Annotated in this window: 21 protein-coding genes and 3 pseudogenes; 13 read left to right on the top strand and 11 right to left on the bottom strand. The window is 59.3% G+C overall.

Features of this window, described 5'->3' with window-relative positions; genetic code table 11:
• Nucleotides 1–43: 43 nt before the first annotated feature.
• Nucleotides 44–220, top strand: a complete 177-nt coding sequence (locus tag AB4O40_RS11535; protein WP_177336478.1) for a hypothetical protein — start codon at nucleotides 44–46, stop codon at nucleotides 218–220.
• Here the strand turns inward: AB4O40_RS11535 and AB4O40_RS11530 are convergent.
• The 5 genes and pseudogenes from AB4O40_RS11530 to AB4O40_RS11510 form a co-directional block, all read right to left on the bottom strand.
• A complete protein-coding gene (locus AB4O40_RS11530) occupies nucleotides 207–1,202 on the bottom strand; it encodes a lysylphosphatidylglycerol synthase transmembrane domain-containing protein (protein WP_056726075.1) in 996 nt (331 codons plus the stop codon). The two genes, AB4O40_RS11535 and AB4O40_RS11530, sit on opposite strands and share 14 nt — an antisense overlap.
• Nucleotides 1,199–1,975, bottom strand: coding sequence for a DUF2334 domain-containing protein (locus tag AB4O40_RS11525; protein ID WP_460054477.1), 777 nt, complete (start codon nucleotides 1,973–1,975; stop codon nucleotides 1,199–1,201). The genes AB4O40_RS11530 and AB4O40_RS11525 overlap by 4 nt, the downstream gene beginning before the upstream one ends.
• Complete coding sequence (locus AB4O40_RS11520) at nucleotides 1,968–3,080, bottom strand: glycosyltransferase family 4 protein (RefSeq protein ID WP_056726073.1); 1,113 nt, start codon at nucleotides 3,078–3,080, stop codon at nucleotides 1,968–1,970. The genes AB4O40_RS11525 and AB4O40_RS11520 overlap by 8 nt, the downstream gene beginning before the upstream one ends.
• A 166-nt stretch (nucleotides 3,081–3,246) precedes the next feature.
• Nucleotides 3,247–4,011, bottom strand: a complete 765-nt coding sequence (locus AB4O40_RS11515; protein WP_442965745.1) for a methyl-accepting chemotaxis protein — start codon at nucleotides 4,009–4,011, stop codon at nucleotides 3,247–3,249.
• 141 nt (nucleotides 4,012–4,152) lie between these two features.
• Nucleotides 4,153–4,992 (bottom strand): annotated as a pseudogene (locus tag AB4O40_RS11510) (HAMP domain-containing protein); the annotation flags it as partial.
• Nucleotides 4,993–5,324: 332 nt separating this feature from the next.
• Here AB4O40_RS11510 and AB4O40_RS11505 point away from each other — a divergent pair.
• Nucleotides 5,325–6,803: a helicase HerA-like domain-containing protein gene (locus tag AB4O40_RS11505; protein WP_056726327.1), complete on the top strand. Its 1,479-nt coding sequence runs from the start codon at nucleotides 5,325–5,327 to the stop codon at nucleotides 6,801–6,803.
• A gap of 93 nt (nucleotides 6,804–6,896) precedes the next feature.
• On the opposite strand, the gene AB4O40_RS11500 is transcribed toward AB4O40_RS11505, so the two are convergent.
• Nucleotides 6,897–7,352 (bottom strand): DUF721 domain-containing protein, encoded by a 456-nt coding sequence (locus AB4O40_RS11500; RefSeq protein ID WP_056726071.1) that lies wholly within the window; start codon nucleotides 7,350–7,352, stop codon nucleotides 6,897–6,899.
• 307 nt (nucleotides 7,353–7,659) lie between these two features.
• On the opposite strand from AB4O40_RS11500, the gene secA reads away from it, so the two are divergent.
• From secA to AB4O40_RS11480, 4 genes are all read left to right on the top strand, one after another.
• On the top strand, nucleotides 7,660–10,395 hold the full coding sequence (gene secA, locus AB4O40_RS11495) for a preprotein translocase subunit SecA (RefSeq protein ID WP_056726070.1): 2,736 nt from the start codon (nucleotides 7,660–7,662) through the stop codon (nucleotides 10,393–10,395).
• Nucleotides 10,396–10,515: 120 nt separating this feature from the next.
• Nucleotides 10,516–11,733, top strand: coding sequence for a bifunctional glutamate N-acetyltransferase/amino-acid acetyltransferase ArgJ (argJ, locus tag AB4O40_RS11490; RefSeq protein ID WP_056726069.1), 1,218 nt, complete (start codon nucleotides 10,516–10,518; stop codon nucleotides 11,731–11,733).
• Between the two features lie 179 nt (nucleotides 11,734–11,912).
• A complete protein-coding gene (locus tag AB4O40_RS11485) occupies nucleotides 11,913–12,539 on the top strand; it encodes a glutathione S-transferase family protein (RefSeq protein ID WP_223541140.1) in 627 nt (208 codons plus the stop codon).
• 2 nt (nucleotides 12,540–12,541) lie between these two features.
• Nucleotides 12,542–13,489, top strand: coding sequence for a Nudix family hydrolase (locus tag AB4O40_RS11480; protein WP_056726066.1), 948 nt, complete (start codon nucleotides 12,542–12,544; stop codon nucleotides 13,487–13,489).
• 106 nt (nucleotides 13,490–13,595) lie between these two features.
• Here the strand turns inward: AB4O40_RS11480 and AB4O40_RS11475 are convergent, their stop codons facing one another.
• The 3 genes from AB4O40_RS11475 to AB4O40_RS11465 are packed head-to-tail and all read right to left on the bottom strand — an operon-like array spanning nucleotide 13,596 to nucleotide 17,179.
• Nucleotides 13,596–14,177, bottom strand: coding sequence for a cob(I)yrinic acid a,c-diamide adenosyltransferase (locus AB4O40_RS11475; RefSeq protein WP_056726064.1), 582 nt, complete (start codon nucleotides 14,175–14,177; stop codon nucleotides 13,596–13,598).
• A 2-nt stretch (nucleotides 14,178–14,179) separates the two neighbouring features.
• Nucleotides 14,180–16,216 (bottom strand): sensor histidine kinase, encoded by a 2,037-nt coding sequence (locus AB4O40_RS11470; RefSeq protein WP_056726062.1) that lies wholly within the window; start codon nucleotides 16,214–16,216, stop codon nucleotides 14,180–14,182.
• A 45-nt stretch (nucleotides 16,217–16,261) separates the two neighbouring features.
• On the bottom strand, nucleotides 16,262–17,179 hold the full coding sequence (locus AB4O40_RS11465) for a putative 2-dehydropantoate 2-reductase (RefSeq protein WP_056726060.1): 918 nt from the start codon (nucleotides 17,177–17,179) through the stop codon (nucleotides 16,262–16,264).
• Nucleotides 17,180–17,314: 135 nt separating this feature from the next.
• Between AB4O40_RS11465 and AB4O40_RS11460 the strand changes: the two genes are divergently transcribed.
• Together AB4O40_RS11460 and AB4O40_RS11455 are read left to right on the top strand one after the other, a co-directional pair.
• The gene (locus AB4O40_RS11460) at nucleotides 17,315–17,800 is read left to right on the top strand and encodes a YajQ family cyclic di-GMP-binding protein (RefSeq protein ID WP_053155306.1); all 486 of its coding nucleotides are present in this window, start codon (nucleotides 17,315–17,317) and stop codon (nucleotides 17,798–17,800) included.
• Nucleotides 17,801–17,936: 136 nt separating this feature from the next.
• The gene (locus AB4O40_RS11455) at nucleotides 17,937–18,779 is read left to right on the top strand and encodes a mechanosensitive ion channel family protein (RefSeq protein WP_056726058.1); all 843 of its coding nucleotides are present in this window, start codon (nucleotides 17,937–17,939) and stop codon (nucleotides 18,777–18,779) included.
• A 139-nt stretch (nucleotides 18,780–18,918) separates the two neighbouring features.
• Here the strand turns inward: AB4O40_RS11455 and AB4O40_RS11450 are convergent, their stop codons facing one another.
• Complete coding sequence (locus AB4O40_RS11450) at nucleotides 18,919–20,265, bottom strand: OprD family porin (protein WP_460054485.1); 1,347 nt, start codon at nucleotides 20,263–20,265, stop codon at nucleotides 18,919–18,921.
• A 908-nt stretch (nucleotides 20,266–21,173) separates the two neighbouring features.
• Here AB4O40_RS11450 and AB4O40_RS11445 point away from each other — a divergent pair.
• Nucleotides 21,174–21,599: an HIT domain-containing protein gene (locus AB4O40_RS11445; protein WP_056726053.1), complete on the top strand. Its 426-nt coding sequence runs from the start codon at nucleotides 21,174–21,176 to the stop codon at nucleotides 21,597–21,599.
• 3 nt (nucleotides 21,600–21,602) lie between these two features.
• Entirely contained in the window at nucleotides 21,603–21,809 is a 207-nt protein-coding gene (locus tag AB4O40_RS11440; protein ID WP_008052459.1) for a SlyX family protein, read from the top strand.
• Between the two features lie 63 nt (nucleotides 21,810–21,872).
• On the opposite strand, the gene AB4O40_RS11435 is transcribed toward AB4O40_RS11440, so the two are convergent.
• Nucleotides 21,873–22,475, bottom strand: a complete 603-nt coding sequence (locus AB4O40_RS11435) for a cold-shock protein (protein WP_056726050.1) — start codon at nucleotides 22,473–22,475, stop codon at nucleotides 21,873–21,875.
• A 538-nt stretch (nucleotides 22,476–23,013) separates the two neighbouring features.
• Between AB4O40_RS11435 and AB4O40_RS11430 the strand changes: the two are divergent.
• The 3 genes and pseudogenes from AB4O40_RS11430 to aspS all read left to right on the top strand — a co-directional run.
• A pseudogene (locus AB4O40_RS11430) lies at nucleotides 23,014–23,331 on the top strand (ribbon-helix-helix domain-containing protein); the annotation flags it as partial.
• A 153-nt stretch (nucleotides 23,332–23,484) separates the two neighbouring features.
• Entirely contained in the window at nucleotides 23,485–23,706 is a 222-nt protein-coding gene (locus AB4O40_RS11425; RefSeq protein ID WP_056726046.1) for an FmdB family zinc ribbon protein, read from the top strand.
• 121 nt (nucleotides 23,707–23,827) lie between these two features.
• Nucleotides 23,828–25,604 (top strand): annotated as a pseudogene (gene aspS, locus AB4O40_RS11420) (aspartate--tRNA ligase).
• Nucleotides 25,605–25,648 lie beyond the last annotated feature (44 nt).

Raw genomic sequence — 25,648 nt, 5'->3', positions numbered from 1 at the left:
ATCGCTTCAGGCCCTTCGCCGTTTCTGCACCGAGGACATGACCATGGCCGATCCACTGGACAAAGCCACCTCCAAGGCTCCCGCCACGCTGGGCGAGGGTTGCCTGAGCCGCTACGACCCGGATGACATGGGGCCTGAAACCGGTACGGAGTTTCCTGACGCCGCGCAGCTGTGGGAGCAGATGCAGCAAGAGCCCGAGGACAAACCTAAGCCTGCCTGAGTTTCATCAACTTCATCAGCAGTGGCCGACCCAGCATCAGCAAAAATACCGGCCCACCGACCAGTAAATAGAAGTAATAGGTCACCGCCCGCCAAATCAGAATCGCCGCGGCTGCCGTGGATTTCCCGACCATGGGCGCCAGCAGTGCAGCGGACGTCAGTTCGGCCGCCCCGGCTCCCCCCGGCAGCAGGCTGAATTGACCGGCGCTCAGGGCAAGCATCTGGACCAGAAAACTCCAGGCCCACTGCAAGTCCGCGCCGAGCCCTCGTAGCGCCAGGTACAGCACGCTGTAGCGCAGGACCCAGTGCATGCAGGTCAGGGCGAATACCTTGATCAAGGTCTGCACGGGCAACTTCAACGTGTCGGTAAACGCCGCCAGAAACTGCAGGAGTTTGCGCGCCCAGCGCATTCGCGTGGCCGCCTTGACATTGAGTCGGGCGAGCCAACGGCCACTCAGGCGAATCAATAAGCGGTGATAGCGGGCCACCATGACGCAACTGATCAGGCCGCCGAACAGCGAAACGGTGCTGACCATCAGCATCCATTCCATGCGCTGGCTGAGGTGCTGGAACAGGGCGTAAATCAGAATCCCGCTCAGGGCACAGAGGAAAAACAGCAAGTCGCTCAGTTGATCCATGGCAAACACTGCACTGCCCCTGGCGGGACGCACGCCGCGACGCGCCAGTAAGGCCATGATCGTCAGAGGTCCGCCACTGCCGCCGGGCGTGGCGCAGTAGGCGAATTCGGCGGCCATCACCACGCCGAGGCTCCTGAGTCGGCCGACCTTGTCGCACTGATCCCCCAGCAACAGGCGCAAACGCAGAGTGTTCACTCCCCAGCACAGCAGGATCATGCCGAACATGATCAGCAACCACGGCAGCGGAAATGCGCTCAGCCGAGACCAGGTTTCGCTGCCGCCCAACAATAATGGAATCAGCACTGCCGCGAGCAAACCGACGAACAACAGCAGTGCGCGACTCATGCGGCAAGGCCCATTCGGTCGTTTTGCAGCGCCAGCCAGCGGGCCTTGGTCATCGGAACTCTTCCGATGTCGAGCAGGTGCTCCAGGGTTTGTAGCCAGTATCGGCGTGAGAACTCATGGCGCATGTCCACCGGGTGCAGGCCCAGGCGAATCACCGGGGCGTGCTGCCAACGCTGTTCTCGCCAGTCGCTGACGAGCTTCGAAACACCCCGGCGCAAGGCGCTGCGCGCGCTCCAGACCAGCCCCGGCGCCTCTATCGCGATGAAATCCGGTAGCCGGTATAAATGTTGCGAGTCGCTGGTGTAACTCAACGGCAATTGGCGCAACGCCTGGCGAGTGCCCTGGCTCATCAGCCAGGCCGGGGCGACGACCCCCTCGAGCGGCCAGTCATGGCGGTGGAACATATCGATACCCGAACGCAACCGGGCGAGGGCGTCTTCCTGCGACAAACGGTAAAACTCGCCTTCGTGGGTGTAGACCCGACGCATGAACCAGTCGCGGGGATTGATGGTCATCGGCCCGTCGTCACAATGGAAATAGCCATGCAGTGCCAGTTCGTCGCCCCGGGCGACCCCGGCACTGAGCTGGCGACAAAATTGCGGATGGGCGTCCAGATTGTTGTGTTTGTGCAAATCCGGGACCACCAGCCAGGTGATCGGCACGTCACCCAAGGCGTCGACGGTTTCGACGAACGACTGGTAATCGGCCCAGGTGGGCGGTGCCACGTCGTGCAGTACCAGCAGTAAAGCGGGACAGTTCATGGACTCAACCATTGGCTGCCTGCGGCCATTGGCTGCCGAGCACGGCGTGGTAGTGGCGCAGCAGGCTGTTGACCACCGTATCCCAGGCGTAATGCCGTTCGACATGCAATCGCGCTTGCCGGCCCAGGGTTACGCTGCCCGAGCCGAACAGTTCTCGAACGGCGGTGGCCATCGCGGCGGGATTGTTCGGCGCACAGAGCAGGCCGCAGTCCTCGGTGACGATTTCCTCGAAGGCCCCGGCCGCCACGGCTACCACTGGAATGCCGCTGGCCATGGCCTCCAGAATGACCAGGCCGAAGGTTTCCTGATCACCGGCGTGGAGCAATGCGTCGGCGCTGGCCATCAGGCGGGCCACCTGCGCCGCCGGGCAGAACTCGTCGATCACCGTCACGTTGGACGGCACGGCCGTGGGCATCGACGAGCCAACCAGCAGCAGGTGATAGCGTCGGCCCAGGCGTTTCATGCAGTCGAGTAGCACCGGCAGGTTTTTTTCCTTGGACCCGCGCCCGGCGAAGATCAAGAGGCGGGTGTTTTCGTCCAGGCCCAGCTCGGCCCGCAGCCCGGGGTCTCTGGCATCGGGATTGAAGGTTTGCAGGTCGACGCCGAGCGGCTGCACGAAGACATTCCTGACCCCAAGCCCGGTGAGCTTGTCGGCCATGACCCGGCTGGGCGCCAGGACCCGGTCGAAGTTGCCATAGAGCTTGCTGACATAGGCCTCGACGTTGTTGGTCACCCAGCTTCCCATGCGGTTGCTGACCAGCAGCGGCAGGTCCGAGTGATAGAAGCCGATGACCGGCACATCGAGTTGGCGCCGCGCATCCAGCGCCGCCCATGCGGTGAGATAGGGGTCGCCGACTTCGATCAGATCGGGTTGCAAGTCTTGCAGCACATTGCGCCAAGGCGCCAGACGCAGAGGAAAGCGATAACCCTTGCCGAAGGGCAGGGCAGGGGCGGGAACCGTGAAGATGCCATCCTGCTCGCCCAAGGACGATCCGGGGATCAGCAAACTGTGGCGAATGCCTGGCTTGATGCCCAGGCGACGGTGCTTTGCATCCAGATAAGTGCGCACGCCTCCACTGGCGGGGGCGTAGAACATGGTGATGTCCGCGATATGCACGATGAACGATCCTCCGGTCCTGTTACTCCTTTGGTTGACCTATATGAAGGATAGATGTTCGGTCGGGGTTTGTTGCAAGGCGCTGGATGAAGGCTGTTGTGGCGAGGGAGCTTGTCGGATCGCCGCACCGTCCCGACAAGCTCCCTCGCCACATGGGGTTGCTGCATCAGATACGGAAACTGCCTACCAACTGCTTCAACCGTGCCGCCTGCTGCTCAAGGTCCGAGCACGCGCGCAATGTCGATTGCAGGTTCTCCACGCCTTCCTGGTTCAGTGTGTTGATCTCGGTGATGTCGACGTTGATCGACTCCACCACGGCGGTCTGTTCCTCCGTCGCGGTAGCCACCGACTGGTTCATGCCGTCGATTTCACCGATACGCAGCGTCACGCTGTTCAGGCGTTCGCCCGCGAGGTTGGCGATTTCCACGCTGTCCTGACTGTGGCGCTGGCTGTCGCTCATGGTGCTGACCGATTCCCGGGCGCCGACCTGCAACTCCTCGATCATGGTTTGCACCTGTTGTGCCGATTCCTGTGTGCGATGTGCCAGGTTGCGCACTTCGTCCGCCACCACGGCAAATCCACGACCGGCTTCACCGGCGCGGGCGGCTTCAATGGCGGCGTTGAGTGCCAGCAAATTGGTTTGCTGGGAAATGCTGGTGATCACTTCGAGAATCTGCCCGATGTTCACCGTTTTGCTGTTCAGCGATTCGATGTTGGAGCTCGATGCACTGAGCATGCTCGACAGTTGATTCATCGCCGCGATGCTGCGGTCCACCACTTGCTGGCCGTCTTCGGCCAGGTTGCGGGCATCGCTGGCCTGGCTCGAAGCCTGAGCGGCGTTACGGGCAATTTCCTGGGCTGCGGCACCGAGCTGGTTGATCGCGGCCGCGACGCTGCTGGTGCGCGAGGCTTGCTGGTCGGAGTTGAACATCGACGAGTTGGAAGCGGCCACTACGCGCAATGCCACTTCGTTGACTTGCCCGGTGGCTGAGGACACTTCGCGGATCGAGCCGTGAATGCGCTCGACGAAACGGTTGAACGCGGTGCCGAGTGTGCCGAATTCGTCATTGTTCTGGATGGTCAGGCGCTTGGTCAGGTCGCCTTCGCCGTCGGCGATGTCGGCCATGGCACGGGTCATGACGTGCAGCGGCTGGATCAGGATGCGAATCAGCATGCCGAGCAGGGCGATGATGATGGCCACGGCAATAATGGTCGCAACCACAGCCGAGGCGCGGAATTCGCTGAGCATCGAGTAGGCTTTTTCTTTGTCGACCGACACACCGATGTACCAGTTGACCGATGACAAGCCTTTGATCGGGGTGAAGGTCACGATGCGGGTTTTGCCATCGACCTGGATTTCGCTCATTGCGCTGCTGATAGCCGGCGTGTCTTGCGGGTAGACATCCTTGAGCGCCTTCATCGCCAGCGCTTTGTCGGGATGTACCAGGATCTTGCCATCGGAGCTGACCAGGAAGGCATAGCCCATGCCGTCGAAATCCAGCGTGCCAAGGCTGTCGGCGATCACTTGCAGACTCAGGTCACCACCGACCACGCCGATGTTCTGGCCGTCCTTGATGACGCTGTCGACAATGGAGATCACCAGTTGGCCGGAAGCCAGATCAATATAAGGCTCGGTCAATGCCGAACCGCTGCTGCCTTGCGCGCTTTTGTACCAAGGGCGTGCACGTGGATCATAGCCATCGGGCATCTTGCTGTCCGGGCGAATGATGAACGAGCCATCCTTGTTGCCTAGGTAGGCACCCATGAAGGTCGAGGTCACGGCTTTTTGTACAAGCAGGCTGGAAACGTTGTCGGCATCGGGGTTGAGCGCAACAGTTTGTGACAGGTTTTCAATCAACAGGCTGCGCCCGTTCAACCAAGTCTGGATATTGTTGGCGGTTACCGCGCCCATTTCCTGCAGATAATTTTCCAGGTTTTCGCGAATGGCATTGCGCTGCAAATAGTCGTTGTACAGCGTGAATGAGGCGAAGGCGGCAATCACAATGAGGGCGGCGGCAAGCAGGATTTTATGGCTGAAACGCAGATTTTTGTTCATGGCTTGGGGTTCCGCTAAGGTCTTAATGTCCAGCGCGTGCTTTTATAAAGGGACGCACGACGGGCAAGGTTGAAAGCAAGTGAATTTTCCGACTCTCCTTAGGGAAATTTCCGACCAGATCGTGTCTGACTGCTTTGTCGTTATCTCTATCGGCCGTGCAGGACCAAAGATTAATCATGGGTGACCAAATGCCTGACTCATTGCAACTCGTTATCGGCGCAGATCTCGAAGGGCAGCCGATTGCCCAGGCCATGCGCCTGGCGAACCGCCACGGATTGATCGCGGGCGCGACCGGCACCGGCAAGACCGTCACTTTGCAACGAATGGCCGAAGCCTTCAGCAATGCCGGCGTAGCGGTGTTCGCCGCCGACATCAAGGGTGACCTGTGCGGCCTTGGCGCCGCCGGCAACCCCCAGGGCAAGATCGCTGAGCGGATTGCCGGGATGCCCTGGCTCAACCACAAGCCTCAGGCTTATCCGGTGACGTTGTGGGACATACACGGTCAGTCCGGTCATCCTTTACGCACAACCTTGAGTGAAATGGGGCCGCTGCTGCTGGGCAGCCTGCTGGAGTTGACCGACAGTCAGCAATCGGCACTCTACGCCGCGTTCAAGGTGGCGGACCGCGAAGGCCTGTTGTTGCTCGATCTCAAGGACCTGAAGGCGTTGCTCAATCACCTGCGGGACAACCCCCAGTTGCTGGGCGACGATGCGGCATTGATGACCACCGGCTCCAGCCAGGCATTGCTGCGACGTCTGGCGACCCTGGAGCAACAGGGCGCCGAAGCCCTGTTCGGCGAGCCGGCGCTGCAACTCGAAGACATCCTGCAACCCACGGCGGATGGCCGTGGGCGCATTCATTTGCTGGACGCCAGCCGCCTGGTGCATGAGGCGCCGAAAGTCTATGCGACGTTCCTGCTGTGGCTGTTGGCCGAACTGTTCGAGCAACTGCCGGAGCGTGGCGATGCCGAAAAACCCTTGCTGGCATTGTTCTTCGACGAAGCTCACTTGTTGTTCAACGGTACGCCCCAGGCATTGCGTGATCGTCTGGAACAGGTTGTAAGGCTGATTCGTTCGAAAGGCGTGGGCGTGTATTTCGTCACCCAGTCGCCGGGTGACCTGCCGGATGATGTGCTGGCGCAGTTGGGTTTGCGCGTCCAGCACGGTCTGCGTGCGTTCACGGCCAAGGAGCAGAAGTCCCTGCGCGCGGTGGCCGAAGGATTCCGGCCGAATCCTGCGTTCGACGCGTTGTCGGTGCTGACCGAGCTCGGGATCGGTGAGGCGCTGGTCGGCACCCTGCAGGAAAAGGGCACGCCGGAAATGGTCCAGCGCGTGTTGGTGGCTCCACCGCAATCGAGGATCGGGCCTTTGACTGAAACCGAGCGCACGATGTTGATCGCAGGCTCACCGTTCAAAGGGCGTTATGACCAACCGATCGATCGCGAATCAGCCTATGAGGTGCTGGTGGGACGCAAGGGACTGGCACCTGAGCCCGAAGCGGAGCAGGGCAAACAGGAACCGAGTTTCACCGAACAGGCCGGAGAGTTCCTCGGCACAGCGGCTGGGAAGGCGCTGAAATCGGCGATGCAACAGGCGGCGAACCAGATTGGCCGACAGTTGGTGCGCGGCTTGATGGGCTCGTTGCTGGGCAGCAAAAAACGCCGCTGAAAGCAAAGGATCGCAGCCTTCGGCAGCTCCTACGGGTTGCTCGCAAATTTAAATGTAGGAGCTGCCGGAGGCTGCGATCTTTTGATCTTGTCTTTAACCTTTGGTTTTGGCATGCGCCGCCAACCGCTCCAGCGCTGCCCGCAGATTCGGGTCGCTGATCCCGTCGGCCGTGGCCTGAATGGTCGCTGCCGCGTCGTTGGACAAGTCCATGGTATGCCCGGTCGCACCTTGCTGAACGGTCGGCGGTTGAACTTTGAACAGGATCCGGGTCAGATTGGCAAACTCGTCGAACATTTGCAGTTGCCGTTGCAGGCGCTTCTGCTGGTAGCGCAGGCGGGTTGCCCAATGACCGTCGGTGACAATCAGCAACAAACTGCCTTCGCGCCAGGAAGCCACGTGGCAATGCTCGCGAGCGGCGGGTTGCAATTGGCTTTCGAGCAAGCGTTGCAGGTGACCCAGGCGTTGAGCGTGGCCGAGAATGGCCTTCAGCGGCTTGGCTTCGCGTAGTAGAACGGCAGGTACTTTGGCCGTAAGTGGGCGAAATGCCATGATCAGACACCTGAAGTAACAGAGGCGCCATGGTAGCAGAAAGCGCCGGATGCACCCGCCCATTGCTTTTGTGGGCGCTTTACCCATTAAATCAACAACTAACTTCTGTCTTGAACGGCTTGAAGTTGAGCAAAACGCCCTTATTTTAAGTGAGCCCCGTCAAAGCGCTGTGCCAGCATCGTGGAATATCGCCACTTTCCTCTCCATCGTTTCCGGGTAGAATGCTCGTTCGCATGCGGCCATGAGGGCTGCACGGGCGACTCACGGGGCCGCCCTCCATCCCTTTAGTGTGGAAGATCCTGCCGATATGTTTGCGCCTTTGTTAAAGAAACTTTTTGGAAGCAAGAACGAGCGTGAAGTCAAGCGCATGCTCAAGACGGTGCAACTCGTCAATGCCTTCGAAGAGCAAATGGTGGCCCTTTCGGACGATCAATTGCGTGCCAAGACAAGCGAGTTCAAGGCCCGCATCGCCAAAGGGGAATCCCTCGACAATCTGCTGCCAGAAGCCTTTGCGGTCGCCCGCGAAGCCGGCAAGCGTGTCATGGGCATGCGCCACTTCGATGTCCAGCTGATCGGCGGCATGACCTTGCATGAAGGCATGATCGCGGAAATGCGTACCGGTGAAGGCAAGACCCTGGTGGCAACACTGGGCGTTTACCTCAACGCGCTGTCCGGCAACGGCGTGCACGTTGTGACGGTGAACGACTACCTGGCCCGCCGTGACGCCAACTGGATGCGCCCGCTGTATGAATTCCTCGGCCTGACGGTCGGCGTTGTCACGCCATTCCAGCCGCCGGAAGAGAAGCGCGCTGCCTACGCCGCCGACATCACCTACGGCACCAACAACGAATTCGGTTTCGATTACCTGCGCGACAACATGGCGTTCAGCATGGAAGAAAAATTCCAGCGCGAACTCAATTTTGCCGTGATCGACGAAGTCGACTCCATCCTCATCGACGAAGCCCGTACGCCGCTGATCATCTCCGGTCAGGCCGAAGACAGCTCCAAGCTGTACATCGAGGTCAACAAGCTGATCCCGCAGCTCAAGCTGCACGTTGAAGAAGTCGAAGGCGAGGTCACCCAGGCCGGTCACTACACCGTCGACGAGAAGACCCGTCAGGTCGAACTCAACGAAGCCGGTCACCAGTACGTCGAAGAAACGCTGACCCGCATCGGCCTGCTGGCTGAAGGCGAGAGCCTGTACTCGGCGCACAACCTGAGCCTGCTGACTCACGTCTACGCCGGCCTGCGCGCGCACAAGCTGTTCCATCGCAACGTCGAATACATCGTGCAGGACGGTCAGGTCGTACTGGTCGACGAGCACACCGGCCGGACCATGCCGGGCCGCCGCTTGTCCGAAGGCCTGCACCAGGCCATCGAAGCCAAGGAAAACCTGAACATCCAGGCCGAAAGCCAGACACTGGCGTCGACCACCTTCCAGAACTACTTCCGTCTGTACAACAAGCTGTCCGGCATGACCGGCACGGCCGACACCGAAGCGTTCGAGTTCCACCAGATCTATGGCCTGCAGGTCATGGTGATTCCACCGAACAAGCCGCTGGCCCGTAAAGACTACAACGACCTGGTGTTCCTGACCGCCGACGAGAAATACGCGGCAATCGTTGCCGACATCAAGGAAAGCATGGCCGCGGGCCGTCCGGTTCTGGTCGGTACCGCCACCATCGAAACCTCCGAGCACATGTCCAGCCTGCTCGTGAAGGAAGGCATCGAACACAAGGTCCTGAACGCCAAGTTCCACGAAAAGGAAGCCGAGATCATTGCCCAGGCCGGTCGTCCGGGCGCACTGACCATCGCCACCAACATGGCCGGTCGTGGTACCGACATCCTGTTGGGCGGTAACTGGGAAGTGGAAGTGGCTTCCCTGGAAAACCCGACCCCTGAGCAGATTGCCCAGATCAAGGCCGACTGGCAGAAGCGTCACCAGCAAGTGCTCGAATCGGGCGGTTTGCAGGTGATTGCCTCTGAGCGTCACGAATCGCGCCGTATCGACAACCAGCTGCGTGGTCGTGCCGGTCGTCAGGGTGACGCCGGTTCCAGCCGTTTCTACCTGTCGCTGGAAGACAGCCTGATGCGCATCTTCGCCTCTGACCGGGTGAAGAACTTCATGAAGGCCCTGGGCATGCAGCCTGGCGAAGCGATCGAGCACCGCATGGTGACCAACGCCATCGAAAAGGCCCAGCGCAAGGTTGAAGGCCGCAACTTCGACATTCGCAAGCAGCTGCTCGAGTTCGACGACGTCAACAACGAACAGCGTAAAGTGATCTATCACATGCGTAACACGTTGCTGGCCGCCGACAACATCGGTGAGACCATCGCTGACTTCCGTCAGGACGTGCTCGACGCCACCGTCAGTGCGCACATTCCTCCGCAGTCGTTGCCTGAACAGTGGGACGTGGCTGGTCTGGAAGCTGCATTGCAGAGCGATTTCGGTGTCACGCTGCCGATCCAGCAATGGCTCGACGAAGACGATCACCTGTACGAAGAAACCCTGCGCGAGAAACTGATGCAGGAACTGATCGCGGCGTACAACGAGAAAGAAGACCAGGCGGGCGCCGAAGCGCTGCGCAGCTTCGAGAAGCAAATCGTTCTGCGCGTGCTGGACGACCTGTGGAAAGACCACCTGTCGACCATGGATCACCTGCGTCACGGTATCCACTTGCGTGGTTATGCCCAGAAGAACCCGAAGCAGGAATACAAGCGCGAGTCGTTTACCCTGTTCTCCGAATTGCTGGATTCGATCAAGCGCGATTCGATCCGTGTGCTGTCCCACGTTCAGGTTCGCCGCGAAGACCCGATCGAAGAAGAGCAGCGTCTGCGTCAGGAAGCCGAGGCATTGGCCGCTCGCATGCAGTTCCTGCATGAAGAGGCGCCAGGCCTTGAACAGCCGGAAGTGTTGGGCGAAGAGGTCGATGTTGCCCTCGCGGCCGCACCGGTTCGCAACGAGCAGAAACTGGGTCGCAACGAGTTGTGCTACTGCGGTTCGGGCAAGAAGTTCAAGCATTGCCACGGGCAGATCCAGTAAAACCCGTTTCAAACGCTGAAATACCCGCGCCGCGACCGGCTTCTGCCGTCGCGGCGTTTTACCATTCGAACCACCGTTCTGCTGAAACGGTGCTGACATCATTTATAAAGGAGCGCATTCATGGCTGTTGGTCTTGGTCCTTTGCCAACGTTGCACCCGGTTGCCGGTTTTGAACTCGGTATCGCCTCGGCCGGCATCAAGCGCCCGGGGCGCAAGGATGTTGTGGTCATGCGCTGTGTTGAAGGCTCCACGGTTGCTGGCGTGTTCACCCTGAACGCCTTTTGCGCCGCGCCGGTGATCCTGGCCAAGCAACGCGTGCAAGGCCCTGTGCGTTACCTGCTGACCAACACCGGCAATGCCAACGCCGGTACCGGCGAGCCAGGCCTGGCCGCCGCCGAGCGCACTTGCGCCAAGCTGGCCGAACTGACCGGTGTCGATGCCAGCCAGGTGCTGCCGTATTCCACCGGTGTGATCGGCGAGCCGTTGCCGGTCGAGAAAATCGAAGGCGCGCTGCAAGCGGCCCTCGACGACCTGTCGATCCATAACTGGGAAGCTGCCGCCACCGGCATCATGACCACCGACACCCTGCCAAAAGGTGCCAGTCGTCAGTTCCAGCACGACGGCGTGACCATCACCGTAACCGGCATCAGCAAAGGCGCCGGCATGATTCGCCCGAACATGGCGACCATGCTCGGCTACATCGCCACCGACGCCAAAGTCTCCCGCGATGTGCTGCAAAACCTGATGCTCGATGGCGCCAACAAGTCGTTCAACCGTATCACCATCGATGGCGATACCTCGACCAACGACTGCTGCATGCTGATTGCCACCGGTCAGGCGGCACTGCCGGAAATCACCCGTGCCGAAGGCGAACTGTTCGCCAAGCTCAAGCAAGCGGTGTTCGAAGTGTGCATGGACGTGGCCCAGGCCATCGTTCGCGACGGTGAAGGCGCGACCAAGTTCGTCACTGTTGAAGTCAACGGCGGCGGCAATCACCAGGAGTGCCTGGACGTCGGTTACACCGTGGCTCATTCGCCGCTGATCAAGACCGCGTTGTTCGCTTCCGACCCGAACTGGGGCCGTATCCTGGCGGCTGTAGGCCGTGCCGGAGTGCCGAACCTGGACGTGAGCAAGATCGACGTGTTCCTCGGCGACGTGTGCATCGCCAGCCGTGGCGCGCGCGCGGCGACCTACACCGAAGCCCAGGGCGCGGCGGTGATGCAGCAGGAAGAAATCACCATCCGTATCGAGTTGGGTCGTGGCGATTGCAGCGAAACCATCTGGACCACCGACCTGTCCCACGAATACGTGAAGATCAACGCCGAGTACCGTACTTAATACACGGTTCAAGACCGAGTCGTCCCATTCGCGAGCGAGCCCGCTCCCACAAGAGATCTTCAGTGAACACAAAGTGTGCGTACTGCCCGATCAACTGTGGGAGCGGGCTTGCTCGCGAAGGCTGACGACCAGACGCTAGATATTCTGGCTTGTTACCCTGACGAGAAGGCACCCCGAACATGAGCCTGCACCTGATCATCGGCGACAAACTGCATTCCTCCTGGTCCCTGCGTGGCGCCCTGGCCCTCGATCTGACTGGCGCTTCCTACACCGAAGAACTGATCAAGCTGAACCAGCCGGACACCCGTGAGCGTCTGCTCAAGCATTCGCCAACCTGTAAAGTCCCGCTGCTGAAAACCGGACACGGCACCATCGCCGACTCCCTGGCGATTGCCGAATACCTGGCAGAACAATTTCCCGACGCGAACCTGTGGCCCAAAGACATTGCCGCCCGTGCCCAGGCGCGTTCGGCGTGCGCGCAGATGCACAGTGGCTTTTTCGCCATGCGCGGCAACATGCCGTTCGACCTGAGCCATGACGCAGCGCTATCGCCGGTCCCGGCCGATGTCCAGGCGGACATCGAACGCATGTCTGCGTTGTGGGCCGAGTGTCGTGCCGCTGCGACCGAGAGCGGTCCGTACCTGTTTGGCCGCATCACGTTGGCCGACGCGTTTTTTGCACCCATCGCCGTGCGCCTGCGCACCTATCGGGTGAAACTGTCCGCGGCTGACGAAGCCTATGTTGAAACCCTCTACCAATGGCCAGCGTTCAAGGCCTGGCAGAAGGCCGGACTGGAGGAGTCGTAAAGGTGAAACGAGTCCATGTCGCCGCCGCCGTCATCCGTGATGGCAGTGGCCAAATTCTGATCGCCCGTCGTGCGGATTCACAGCACCAGGGTGGCTTGTGGGAATTTCCCGGGGGCAAGGTCGAGGCCGACGAGTCGGTCGAAACCGCACTGGCCCGCGAACTTCATGAGGAACTGGGCATCGTGGTCGGCGCGGCGCGCCCGCTCATTCAGGTCCGGCACGATTACCCGGACAAGCAGGTGTTGCTGGATGTCTGGGAAGTCTCGGCGTTTACCGGCGAGCCCCACGGCGCCGAAGGCCAACCGCTGGCCTGGGTGTCGCCCCGGGATCTGTCGGATTACGAGTTTCCGGCGGCCAATCAGCCGATCGTCGCGGCCGCGAAATTGCCCGCTCAGTACCTGATTACCCCGGAAGACCTGGAAACCCCGGCGTTGCTGCGCGGCATCCAGAAGGCCATTGCTGGCGGCATCAAGCTGATCCAGTTGCGCGCACCGAACGGTTACGACCCGAAATACCGGGACCTGGCCGTGGATGCGGTGGGGCTGTGTGCCGGCAAGGCGCAATTGATGATCAAGGGGCCGTTCGAATGGCTGGGCGACTTCCCGTCCGCCGGTTGGCACATTACCTCGGCGCAGCTGCGCAAATACGCAGCGGCTGGCCGACCGCTACCGGCATCGCGCTGGCTGGCGGCGTCGTGCCATAACGCTGAAGAGCTGGCGCTGGCCGAGCAGATGGGGGTGGACTTCGTGACCCTGTCGCCGGTACAGCCGACCCAGACTCACCCTGGCGCCGAGCCGTTGGGTTGGGAGCAGGCGTCGAGCTTGATCGAGGGCTTCAGCAAGCCGGTGTTCCTGCTTGGTGGGGTTGGCCCGGCTGAGGTCGAGAAAGCCTGGGCGACGGGTGCGCAGGGTGTGGCGGGAATACGGGCGTTTTGGCCTGATTCCGAGTGATGCAAATGGCCTCATCGCGAGCAAGCTCGCTCCCACAGTGGATTTGCGGCGATCACAAAACCTGTGGGAGCGAGCTTGCTCGCGATGAGGGCTTGGCAGGCGCCGGCTAAACCTCAGGTTTCGCCGCAGGCTGCCAAAGAATCTCCGCCACTCCCTGACGCTTGGCAATCAGCCGCGCCATCACAAACAACAAATCCGACAACCGATTGATGTACGCCAGGCCAACTCCGGCCAACGGCTCAATCGCATTGAGCTGCTGACAGCGCCGCTCTGCGCTGCGCGCCAGGCTACGGCAGACATGAGCCTGGGCAATCAGCGTCGAGCCACCGGGCAAGATGAAGTTTTCCAGGGGCCCCAACTCTTCATTCCACACATCGATCGCCGCTTCCAGTCGTTCGATTTCTGCTGCATTCAACGCCTGGTACACCGGCATCGCCAGTTCGCCACCCAGATCAAATAACCGATGCTGGCAGGGGGCCAATACCTCGATCACTTCGTTCAAGCCTGGAAACTCACCCGTTTGCGCCGCCAGCCCGGCCAGCAACACGCCCACCTGACTGTTCAGCGTATCGACTTCGCCAATGGCCTCGATCCGCGGGTGATCCTTGGGTACGCGACGACCGTCGCCCAGCCCGGTCTCGCCTTTGTCGCCAGTGCGGGTGTAAATCTTCGACAAACGAAAGCCCATGGTTACCTCGATAGCAGATTGAGTTCTTGCGAGACAGGTGGGGTACTCGCCAGGGGCAGGCGCAAGGTGAAGCAGGTGCCTTGGCCAAGAGTCGATTGCACTTCCATCTGCCCCTTGTGGTTATTGGTGATGATGAAGTACGACACCGACAGGCCAAGCCCGGTGCCCTGGCCGATTTCCTTGGTGGTGAAGAACGGCTCGAAGGTCCGTTTGCGCACGTTTTCGCTCATGCCGATCCCGTTGTCCTCGACCTGGATTTCCGCCCATGGCGGATTCAGTCTGGTGCGTAGGATGATCCGCCCCGGTTCGCTGTCGTCTTCGCGCTGATGGATGGCTTGTGCAGCATTCTTCAACAGGTTGAGCAGCACTTGCTCCAGTTCGTTGGCGGTGCCGGGGACCGGTCCCAGGGCCGGATCGAACTGGCGAATGATGGCCTGGCCCTTGAAGTCGAAGCCGATCGCCAGGTCGAAGTCGTTACCGGCGATCTCCACCGCCTGGTCGATCAGGGCAGGCAGATCGCAAGGGGCCATCTGGCGGGTGCTGCGACGGCTGAAGCTGAGCATGTGGGTGACGATTTTCGCCGCCCGGGCACCGGCCTGCTGGATGCCGTCGAGTAACTGTGGCACTTCGCGGATTTTCAGGTACTGGTTGACCGTCGCCAGTTCGATGCCGGCCTGTTCGGCCACTTCGAGGTTCTTCGGCAAATCGGACGACAGGCGTCGGCGAATGTTTTGCACGTTGTGCAGGATTGCGCCCAGCGGGTTGTTGATCTCGTGGGCCATGCCGGCGGCCAGGCCACCCACCGACAGCATTTTCTCCGACTGCACCATCATCTCTTCCAGGGACAGGCGCTGGGTGATGTCGTCGATCCGGATCACCACGCCACGCCCGGCACCGCCCATCAACGGATAGAAAGTCAGGGCGTAGTGGCGGGGCTCGTCATCCTTGAGCCAGGTGACACGCTCGATCTTGGCCACCGTATGCTGCTCGACCGTTTGCTTGAGTTGCGGCAGGAACGGCTTGAGCGGTTCGAAGGCGAGGAAGATAGGCTGGTTCAGGGCTTCATCGAGGCGCGTGCCGGACAGGGCGCTGGCCTCCTGGTTCCATTGCGTCACGTAGAGTTGTTCGTCGAGGGCGATCAGCGCCGATGGCATGGAGTCGATGATGCTGTTGAGGTAGTTCTGGAAACCGGTGAGCTTTTTCTCGATCTTGCTGCGCACCTGGACTTCGAGCTCCAGTTTGCGGTTGGTATGGCGGGTTTCTTCCGCCAGACCCTGGGCCTGGTCATAGGCTGCCTGGGAGTCGTCCCTGGCCCGCTTGAGTTGCTGCTCCCTGGCCTCGATCCGCGAGAGCATGGTGTTGAACGCTTCGGCGAGGCTGCCGATTTCATCGTGGTTTCCGCGCGAAGCACGCAGTGCGTAGTTCTCTTCGCGGGTGACCTGCCGGGACAACTCTTCGAGCTGGTGGATCGGCCGGGTAATCAGGCGCTTGATCTGGCGGGCAATGATCAGCCACAGCAATACGCTGAAGATCAGAATCCCCAGGCTGGCCGTCAGGGTCCCGGTGTAGAACGCCACTGGCAGTTCGCTCGAAGCTACCAACAGCAGGTGTCCTGGTGCCGCGCCAGTGCGGGGCAGGGGGATGACTTGGTTGGTACGAAACTCGGTGGCCTGCCAGTCTTCGATATGCCGGAAACGCTTCGGTAGCTCCAGGTTGTCGCCATGCTGCAATTGCGCCAGTCGCTCACCCTTTCCGTCATACAGGGCTGCCGCGCGCAAGGGCGAATAGCTGTTGAGTTCATTCAGCAGGCGCTCGGCGCTTTGGGGGGACGCCAGGGCTTCGGAGGCCAGGCTCGGGTTGGATACCAGCCGGCCGATGGTCTGCAGGGCCTGGGGCGCCATGCTTTCCTGGGAGATGTAGTAGGCGGCGCTGATAAAGGTCAGGTTGGCAACCAGCAGGACGGTGACCATCAGTACCAGCAGGGCGGCCAGCAGTTTCTGGCCGACGGGCAGGTTTTCAAGGCGCTGGCGCAATGGCATCGGATTCATCGCAGACAAGGAACAAGTGGCCAGCGTAGCCGCTGCTCAGTCGCTGGGCAATCCAAGGCGTTGCAGGCGAGCGATCAACCTTGCCTCAAGTTGATTGAGGTGAGGCAGGTTCAGTTGATGGCGCCCGGCCACTTTGCAGGCATAACCGAGCAGGTAGCTGATTTCCGTGCGGCGCTGGCTCGTGACGTCCTGATGCATCGAGGAGTAGTTGGCGGCGGTGGCGTGAATCACCCGTTCGACTTCCTGCTGCAGGTTTTCGGCCGCTGCCGGCTGACCACAACGCTCGAGCAACTCCACCAGTTCACCGCACAGGGTGGCGACCTCACATTGATGTTGCTGCAAGCCGCCATTACGGCAATCGTGTAGCACCGTCAGCGGATTGATCGCACAGTTGAGGGCGAGTTTGCGCCACAGCCGGGTCAGGATCTCGGTGCTCCACTCGTGGGGGATGCCGGCAGCGCTCAGGTCATCGAGCCAGATCGGTGCCACCGGATGGCTCGCATCCCCCAGCCAGGTGAAGCCATGTCCGGCAAACACCACGCGCCAATCACCATCGCGGAAGGCGCCTTCGGTGCTCGAGGCATAGATGCAGCGTGCCTGGGGAACCTGGGCGGCGACCGCGTCCTGGCTGCCCAGGCCATTTTGCAGCAGGATCAGTTCGGCGCCTGGGGCCAGGCGTGGCGCCAATCGAGCCACCGCACTTTCGGTATCGTAGGCTTTACACGCCACCAGCAGGCGGTGGATCGGTTGGGGGTTGTCGGCTGTCTCTGCGGGCACGGCATAGTGTTGCGCCTCGCCGTGTTCCACCAGTGTCAATCCACCGGCCACCTCATAGGCCTGCAGTCTCGTGGTGTCCCGCAGGATCAGCCGGACCGGCATTCCAGCCCGTGTCAGGCGTGTCGCCCATAAAGTGCCGAGGCTGCCGGCGCCCAGTACATGCCAGGTGGTGGACATCAGCTTTTTGCTCTGTTTAAGGCGTGCATCGGCAGCTCGCAGTGAATGATGGGAAAGACCCGTTATAATCAGCGCGGATTTTAACCGCAAGCCAGGCGTGCTCCATCAGTGCGCCTTTAATTTTGGAGAGATTACATGCCGTCGTTCGACGTGGTATCCGAACTGGACAAACACGAAGTCACCAACGCGGTCGAGAACGCCGTCAAGGAACTCGATCGTCGTTATGACCTGAAAGGCAAAGGCAGCTTCGAGTTCAAGGAAAAAGACCTGACCGTCAACCTGACCGCCGAAGCGGATTTTCAGCTCGAAGCGATGATTGAGATCCTCAAGCTGGCGCTGGTCAAGCGCAAAATCGACGTGCAGTGCCTTGAAGTCAAGGACGCGTTCGCGTCGGGCAAGCTGATGAAGCAGGAAGCCGTCCTCAAGGAAGGCATTGACAAGGAGCTGGCGAAGAAAATCGTCGCTCATGTCAAAGACGCCAAGCTCAAGGTTCAGGCGGCCATTCAGGGTGAGCAGGTTCGCATCACCGGCAAAAAGCGTGATGACCTGCAAGAAGCCATTGCAGCGCTGCGGGCCAAGGAATTCGGTATGCCGCTGCAGTTCAACAACTTCCGCGACTGAGCCTCGAAGCGGGAACCTCTTGGCGTTTGCGACGTCGGAGGCCAAGCAGCGGCAGAAACGATTGAGCCCGTCGCGGTTCGGTCTTTCTGCCGCTTTTTTTACGCATGCCGGGTAGCCGGAAAACAGGAGAGTGTAGATGGACTTAAATGCCGAGGTAGACAATCTGGTCAAGGTATCCCAAACCTGGATCCCGATGATCATGGAGTACGGCAGCCGTGTACTGCTGGCGGTTATCACCCTGGCCATCGGCTGGTGGTTGATCAACAAGGTCACGAAAAAGCTCGGCGGCCTGATTGCATTGCGTAATGCCGATCTGGCGCTGCAAGGCTTTATCAGCAGCCTGGCGAATATCATTCTCAAGATTCTGCTGATCGTCAGCGTGGCCTCGATGATCGGTGTGGAAACCACTTCGTTTGTGGCAGCGATTGGTGCGGCAGGCCTGGCCATTGGCCTGGCCTTGCAGGGCAGCCTGGCGAACTTCGCCGGTGGCGTGCTGATTTTGCTGTTCCGTCCGTTTCGCATCGGTGACTGGATCGAGGCTCAGGGTATCGCCGGTACTGTCGACAGCATCCAGATTTTCCATACCGTGCTGCGTACTGGTGACAACAAGACCATCATCGTACCTAACGGCAATCTGTCGAATGGCATCATCACCAACACAAACCGTCAGCCGACCCGCAAGGTCGTGTTTGATGTAGGCGTTGATTATGAAGCGGACCTGCAGAAAGCCCGTGAAGTTTTGCTGGAATTGGCCAAGGACCCGCGAGTATTGGCAGATCCGGAACCACAGGCCGTTGTTTCTACCCTGGGTGACAGTGCGATCACACTTTCGCTTCGTGTCTGGGTAAAGACTGCCGATTACTGGGACGTGATGTTCATGTTCAACGAACTATCCCGGGATCGTCTGCGAGAGGCCGGTATCGATATTCCATTTCCACAGCGGGTTATTCGTGTGGTTCAGGAATCTGCGGTGCAGTGACCGGTCTTGCCATACACGGCTGACTTTTCGGTCAGGCATGGATAGCGATTGTTCAATAATTGAACAGTTTGCATAGACAACAAAAAAGGCCCATCCGAAGATGGGCCTTTTTTTGTTACCGCAAACTAACTGGATGCGATTACAAAACCGACAGCGGGTAGTCGACGATGAAACGGAACTCTTTCACGTCGCCTTCACCTTCGTCAGCGTTAGCGAAGTGCCATGCTTGACGAATACGGAAGGACAGGTCTTTTGCCGGGCCAGTCTGAACAACGTACTTGGCTTCGAAGTTGGTTTCGTTGTGCTTGCCGTCTTCGCCGTACAGGCCAGCGTAAGGGCTGCCTACAGGAGTTTTGGTGCCGTCGATGTCCCAACCTTTAACGTAACGGGTCATGAAGCTCAGACCTGGAACGCCGTACTCAGCCATTTTCAGGTCGTAACGAACCTGGGCAGACTTCTCGCCAGGGGCGTTGAAGTCAGAGTACTGGATGGAGTTGGCGAGGAAGATCGAGTCGCCGCCGCGGTTGTTCTTGCCCACGCCGATGTAGTCGAACGGAGTGTCACCGTTAACCTTCTGGAAGGCCAGGGTGATGGTGTGTGCTTTCATGAACGAGAAAGCGGCTGCCAGGGAGTAAGCGGTGTTGCTGATCTCGCCCGCTTTGGCGTCACCGGTATCTTTGGTGTTGTAGATGTTACCGTCCAGGTTCAGCGACTCATCGCCACCCAGCGGAATGGTGTAGTTCAGGTTGGCGTAGTACTGGTTCCAGATGTCTTCCAGCTTGGCGCCATACAGCGATGCCGACAGGTTGTCGGTGATGCCGTATTTACCACCGAAGTAGTCGATGCTGTTGGCTTCTACGCCAGCGTAGGTTGCAAACAGGCCGCCGTCACTAGCGTTTTTGTCCTGGCTGGACGCCGAGTAGAAGTGACCGGCTTCGAGGTCAAGGTCTTTGACTTCGCTGCTCTGCAGTTGGAAGCCAGTAGCAGTTTGAGGAAGGATACGGGAACCGCCAACAGCGAACACTGGCGCAGTGCTTGGCTGCATTTCGCCGAATTTCAGCTCGGTTTTGGAGATGCGGACTTTAACGGCGCCGCCGGCTTTACCCTGGCTGTCGTTAACGTCGCGAGAACCGTTGGCATTAACGGTGTCGCTACGGCTCATGTTGCCTGAGCCGGAAGTGCCGTCGCCGCCATCCAGTTTGACTGCCAGGTAACCGAATGCGTCAACGCCTACACCGATCAGGCCCTGGGTATAACCGGAGCTGAAATTGCCCCAGATACCTTGGGTCCAGTCTTTCTGGTCGCGAGCGCCATCTTTGTTATCACGGTTGAAGTAGTAGTTGCGAACCAGCAAGTTCAAGGAACTGTCTTCAACAATGCCCTTGGCTTCAGCCTGGTCACTTACGAAAGGGGCGGCCGTAGCCAATTGGGTACTGGCTGCTGCTGCAACTGCCAGTGCGATCATGCTCCACTTCATCACGCGCATCGTGATTTGCTCCTTTGGTTTTAGAAGAGTACTGCCGTCCCACCTGTTTTATTATCTGGGCGGCTCTTTCTTTTTGTGTCGGCGCAAACTTATATCACGCCGACAATGTTGGCGATACTTGCGCATCTAACCTTTCGCCTTCTTTACGACCCTGTCGCAAACAGCGTGGTAGATGTCGCAAATTTCCAGCTCCGACGCAACCGGGCTGACAACTTTTATGCTGTTTTCCGAGCCTTGGCGTCGGTAAAAAGAGTCCTGGTGAAACGTTTGAATCTCCATCGGGCTACCTTGCCACTGTTTTTTTTGCCTGAGGGCCTCCGCTTCCAGCGGGTGCCACTCAGGCCATGTTGGGTATGAATGCAACAAGTGTGCACAAAATCGGGTTTTGTTGCAGCTTTTTTCCAGTTGAGTGTCTGACGCTGTAAAAACCTCATAAAGCCGGGGGGTTCAAGCGCGTTTAGTTTGGGCTTGACGCCTTGTCTGGCATCATGTTGCACCCTTCTGGTCCGCTGCATGACAACCAAAAATGTTACCGGATCACCCCGCCAGTGAGTAAATGGCGGATGTCGAAGCGTTCAGCGTAGACCCACTGTGCGGTTTTGGTGCAAAAAAATTTGTGTCGTGCTGAGTTCATCCAGGTTGACCGCTTGTCTGGAACGAACTCCTCCTTGTAAATCAGTCATTTCGGTATTTTTTCCGGCTTGTCAGTTCTGTAATGGTGCGCAGCAGCGAAAAGTGTCTCATCCGAGGGCGGGTTCTCAGCCTTTCGTTGGCGCTCGTGACTTCTGCGTAAGGTTCGCCGTGAAGCCTGCGTCGTTCGCAGGTATGCTGCCGTCCGGTCGCTTGGTGCGCTGTCCCTCTGGATGGGCGCTAAGCTGAAAAATGATGACCCGGCGGGAGAACGCGCAGTGTTCGCTTTAGATCCACGACTTCAACAAGACACGTTACCGATCGGGGACTTTCCGCTCTGCCGGTTGTTGCTGTCCAACGATTCGAACTATCCCTGGTTCATCCTGGTACCTCGTCGTGAGGCTATCAGCGAGATATTTCAGTTGGATGTCGCAGACCAGCAACAGCTTTGGCAGGAAACCACTGCGCTGTCGCAAGGACTCAAGGACGCGTTCGATGCGGACAAGTTGAATGTGGCGGCGCTGGGCAATGTCGTCAGTCAGTTGCACATGCATGTAATCGTGCGCAAGCGCGAAGATGCCGCCTGGCCGGCGCCGGTTTGGGGTAAACATCCGGCAAAACCTTACGGTTCGGAGCAGATCGCCGCGATTCGCGAGCGTTTGCGCTTGATTTTGACCGATGATTTTACGTTTCTGGAGGGCTGAATCATGAGCCTGGAAGAACGCGTTACCGAGCTTGAAAGCCGTCTGGCGTTTCAGGATGACACCATCCAGGCGTTGAACGATGTGCTGGTGGCGCAGCAGCGGGTGGTGGAGCGCCTGCAGTTGCAAATGGCCGCGCTGCTCAAGCGACAGGAGGAAATGGTCGGGCAGTTCGAGTCATTTGAAGAAGAAGCGCCTCCGCCGCACTATTAAGCAAGTCACAGGCATGAAAAAACCGCGGACAGCTCGGCTGTGCGCGGTTTTTTTAGCCTTGAGTCAGCGGCGCGGCAGTGCGGCGATCACATCTTCGGCTTGCAGGCCTTTGTCACGATTCATGACGGAGAACTCCACGCGCTGGCCTTCGACCAGGACACGGTGGCCTTCACCGCGAATGGCCCGGAAGTGGACGAAGATATCGTCGCCGGAGTCGCGGGAGATGAAGCCGAAGCCTTTGGATGTGTTGAACCACTTGACGGTGCCGGTATCACGGTTGCTCATGTCGTAGCTTGGCGAGGCAGCGGCTGGTGACGACTTGTAAAAGCTGATGCCGAGGTGCAGGGCAACGGCGATCAGGGTTGCGACCAGGCTGAACAGTACGGCGGGTTGACCGGCGATGACGGGCATCGGTGCGATCAGCGTCAGGGTTTGCAGGACCACGCTCAGCACCAGCAGGGCGCTGACCAGGTTTTGCAGTTGGTGACGCGGGCCTTTGTTCCAGTAAGGGATGACTGGTGCAAGCGTAAGGTTGAGCAGGCCGAAAAAGGCCAGGTACAGTGCGTCGGGTTGTTGCAGGTAAGGTAAGGCTTCGGATTGCAGGCTAGGGATGAAGGACAGCAGCAAGGCCGCTGCGCCTATCAACAGATGGACGATTTTCAACATTTTGATTAACTCACGTTAAGACAGCTCACAAGGAAGAGCTGATGGCGCACGGTTCGCTTCAAGATAATAAAGAGGCGTTGGACACGTACCCGGTATCAGCCTATGCGCCGTGCCCGGAAAAAATAGGCACTGGCGACACACTGTCTATTTAACAGCAAAGCCGCAGGCTACTCAAATCAGGGCGTCCGGCGGCTCTTTTCGGGGCGAATTGACGCAGGTTGCCCCAAGTTACGGGGTAGCGGTACCTTCCTGCGACCGACTTGCTGACCTCGCGGATGCCGGTGCATGAAAAGCGGCGTGGATGCTCCGCGATCTTCTTTGCTGGACCATTCCATGGGGTGTTTCTGAAGGGCGCATCGCTTCGTTGCGTGGGAAAATGTCTGGAGTAGGACGCTCTCCAGGGTCTGCCAAAAGTTGTTGGCTTATCCTACGTCGAGGGTCATAAAGTCGGCTGGAAAATACCTTTGCACCTGAGTTTTTATAAGTCGACACACAGTTGCGCTTTAAAGAAACCAGATGGCAAAGGAGTGTCAGCGTTATGGTTTATGAAAGGCAAGAAGAGGGGCGATACGGTTCGCACAAGGATGTAAGGGTTGATCCGTTTGTTCGCGAGTTCGATATGGGGCTGGCCCAGCCCTTCTCCCGCTCCGTACGATTGAATGGCTTCGCCACCTGTTTGCGGCTCGAGCAGGTTTATTGGGATATTTTGGGGGCGATGGCCCGGGTCAATGGTTGCTCGGTCAATAACCTGTTGTCTCATGTGGATCGCGAAGTTCACTTACGTCATGGCGGGGTAAGGAACTTCAGTGGATTGGTGCGGGTTGTCTGCGTCGTACACAGTCTGAAGGAAGGGGGGGCATCGCCATGGCCTAGTCTGGACGGCGAAAACAGCAGAGTGTCGGTCCGTGCAGTCTTACGGCTGCACAGGCCGCATTTAATGGATATAATCCCGCTCTTTGCCGCAAAACCCTGCGTGTGCGGTAGCAATCTGATCGCCGAGACAACCTCCATGCCGATGTACGATTATCAATGTGCTTCCTGTGGTCATCAGTTGGAAGCCATTCAAAAGATCAGCGATGCACCGCTGGTCGACTGCCCTGTCTGTCAGGCGCCAGAGCTTAAAAAGTTGCTGTCCATGCCGGGCTTCCGCCTCAGCGGCACGGGTTGGTACGAAACCGATTTCAAGACCGGTTCCAAGAAGAACCTGGCCGGCGGCGACAAAGCTGACTAAGGCCCGGCCCCTGAGTTGTGACCTGAGTTGAACGACACGCGTGGGTTCTTGCATCATCCCATAGTGGATGTGCCCAAGGCCTCCAACCGAATTTCGAATTACGAGAAGTGAAACCACGACCATGATGCGCAGCCATTATTGCGGCCAACTGAACGAAAGCCTGGACGGCCAGGAAATTACCCTTTGCGGATGGGTTCACCGTCGCCGTGACCACGGTGGGGTGATTTTCCTCGATATCCGTGATCGTGATGGTCTGGCCCAGGTCGTGTTCGATCCGGATCGCGCTGAAACCTTCGCTGCTGCCGATCGCGTGCGCAGCGAGTACGTCGTGAAGATCACCGGCAAGGTTCGCCTGCGTCCGGCCGGGGCGACCAACGCCAACATGGCGTCGGGCATGATCGAAGTCCTGGGTTACGAGCTGGAAGTGCTGAACGAATCGGAAACCCCGCCGTTCCCGCTGAACGAGTTCTCCGACGTCGGTGAAGAAACCCGCCTGCGCTATCGCTTCCTCGACCTGCGTCGCCCGGAAATGGCCGAGAAGCTGCGTCTGCGTTCACGCATGACCACCAGCATCCGCCGCTTCCTCGGACGAGAACGGCTTCCTCGACGTCGAGACGCCGATCCTGACCCGTGCCACCCCGGAAGGCGCGCGCGACTACCTGGTGCCGAGCCGTACTCACGCAGGTTCATTCTTTGCCTTGCCGCAATCGCCACAGCTGTTCAAACAGCTGCTGATGGTGGCCGGCTTCGACCGTTACTACCAGATCGCCAAGTGCTTCCGTGACGAAGACCTGCGGGCCGACCGCCAGCCGGAATTCACCCAGATCGACATCGAGACCAGCTTCCTCGATGAAAAAGAGATCATGGGCCTGACCGAGCAAATGATCCGCAACCTGTTCAAGGAAGTGCTGGGCCTGGAGTTCGGCGAGTTCCCGCACATGACCTTCGAAGAAGCCATGCGCCGCTACGGTTCCGACAAGCCAGACCTGCGTAACCCGCTGGAACTGGTGGACGTTGCCGATCAGCTCAAGGAAGTCGACTTCAAGGTGTTCAGCGGCCCGGCCAACGACCCGAAATGCCGCATCGCCGCCCTGCGCGTGCCTGGCGGCGCGAGCATGCCGCGCAAGCAGATCGACGACTACACCAAGTTTGTCGGCATCTACGGTGCCAAGGGCCTGGCGTACATCAAGGTCAACGAGCGCGCCAATGGCGTTGACGGTCTGCAATCGCCGATCGTGAAGAACATCCCTGAAGCCAACCTCAACGTGATCCTGGATCGTGTTGGTGCAGTTGATGGCGATATCGTGTTCTTCGGCGCCGACAAGGCCAAGATCGTCAGCGAAGCGTTGGGCGCATTGCGCATCAAGCTCGGCCACGACCTGAGCCTGCTGACCTGCGAATGGGCTCCGATGTGGGTCGTTGACTTCCCGATGTTCGAAGAGAACGACGACGGCAGCTTCAGCGCCTTGCACCACCCGTTCACCGCGCCGAAGTGCTCCCCGGCGGAGCTGGAAGCCAACCCGGCGGGCGCTTTGTCCCGTGCCTACGACATGGTGTTGAACGGCACCGAGCTGGGTGGCGGTTCGATTCGTATCCATCGCAAAGAAATGCAACAAGCGGTCTTCCGCCTGCTGGGCATCAACGAAGCGGAGCAGGAGGAGAAATTCGGCTTCCTGCTCGACGCCCTGAAGTACGGCGCGCCGCCGCACGGTGGCCTGGCCTTCGGTCTGGACCGTCTGGTGATGCTGATGACCGGCGCCCAGTCGATCCGTGAAGTGATCGCCTTCCCGAAAACCCAGAGCGCGGCAGATGTCATGACTCAGGCACCGGGCCAGGTGGATGCCAAGGCATTGCGCGAATTGCATATTCGTCTGCGCGAAACGCCTAAGGCCGAGTAAGGCTGACCTGAAGGGCGCATCTGTGGATGCGCCCTTTCTGTATA

This window comes from Pseudomonas sp. S2_F07, from assembly GCF_054668325.1.
This window is presented reverse-complemented; position numbering and strand designations above follow the sequence as displayed.

Excerpts from the sequence above, each read along its gene's own strand:
- AB4O40_RS11525 (WP_460054477.1), bottom strand. The coding sequence starts at position 1,975 with ATGGTTGAGTCCATGAACTGTCCCGCTTTACTGCTGGTACTGCACGAC.
- AB4O40_RS11500 (WP_056726071.1), bottom strand. The coding sequence starts at position 7,352 with ATGGCATTTCGCCCACTTACGGCCAAAGTACCTGCCGTTCTACTACGC.
- AB4O40_RS11435 (WP_056726050.1), bottom strand. The coding sequence starts at position 22,475 with ATGTTGAAAATCGTCCATCTGTTGATAGGCGCAGCGGCCTTGCTGCTG.
- AB4O40_RS11425 (WP_056726046.1), top strand. The coding sequence starts at position 23,485 with ATGCCGATGTACGATTATCAATGTGCTTCCTGTGGTCATCAGTTGGAA.
- secA (WP_056726070.1), top strand. The coding sequence starts at position 7,660 with ATGTTTGCGCCTTTGTTAAAGAAACTTTTTGGAAGCAAGAACGAGCGT.
- AB4O40_RS11460 (WP_053155306.1), top strand. The coding sequence starts at position 17,315 with ATGCCGTCGTTCGACGTGGTATCCGAACTGGACAAACACGAAGTCACC.
- AB4O40_RS11475 (WP_056726064.1), bottom strand. The coding sequence starts at position 14,177 with ATGGGCTTTCGTTTGTCGAAGATTTACACCCGCACTGGCGACAAAGGC.
- AB4O40_RS11450 (WP_460054485.1), bottom strand. The coding sequence starts at position 20,265 with ATGCGCGTGATGAAGTGGAGCATGATCGCACTGGCAGTTGCAGCAGCA.
- AB4O40_RS11470 (WP_056726062.1), bottom strand. The coding sequence starts at position 16,216 with ATGCCATTGCGCCAGCGCCTTGAAAACCTGCCCGTCGGCCAGAAACTG.
- AB4O40_RS11530 (WP_056726075.1), bottom strand. The coding sequence starts at position 1,202 with ATGAGTCGCGCACTGCTGTTGTTCGTCGGTTTGCTCGCGGCAGTGCTG.
- AB4O40_RS11505 (WP_056726327.1), top strand. The coding sequence starts at position 5,325 with ATGCCTGACTCATTGCAACTCGTTATCGGCGCAGATCTCGAAGGGCAG.
- AB4O40_RS11515 (WP_442965745.1), bottom strand. The coding sequence starts at position 4,011 with ATGTTCAACTCCGACCAGCAAGCCTCGCGCACCAGCAGCGTCGCGGCC.
- AB4O40_RS11535 (WP_177336478.1), top strand. The coding sequence starts at position 44 with ATGGCCGATCCACTGGACAAAGCCACCTCCAAGGCTCCCGCCACGCTG.
- AB4O40_RS11455 (WP_056726058.1), top strand. The coding sequence starts at position 17,937 with ATGGACTTAAATGCCGAGGTAGACAATCTGGTCAAGGTATCCCAAACC.
- AB4O40_RS11465 (WP_056726060.1), bottom strand. The coding sequence starts at position 17,179 with ATGTCCACCACCTGGCATGTACTGGGCGCCGGCAGCCTCGGCACTTTA.
- argJ (WP_056726069.1), top strand. The coding sequence starts at position 10,516 with ATGGCTGTTGGTCTTGGTCCTTTGCCAACGTTGCACCCGGTTGCCGGT.
- AB4O40_RS11440 (WP_008052459.1), top strand. The coding sequence starts at position 21,603 with ATGAGCCTGGAAGAACGCGTTACCGAGCTTGAAAGCCGTCTGGCGTTT.
- AB4O40_RS11485 (WP_223541140.1), top strand. The coding sequence starts at position 11,913 with ATGAGCCTGCACCTGATCATCGGCGACAAACTGCATTCCTCCTGGTCC.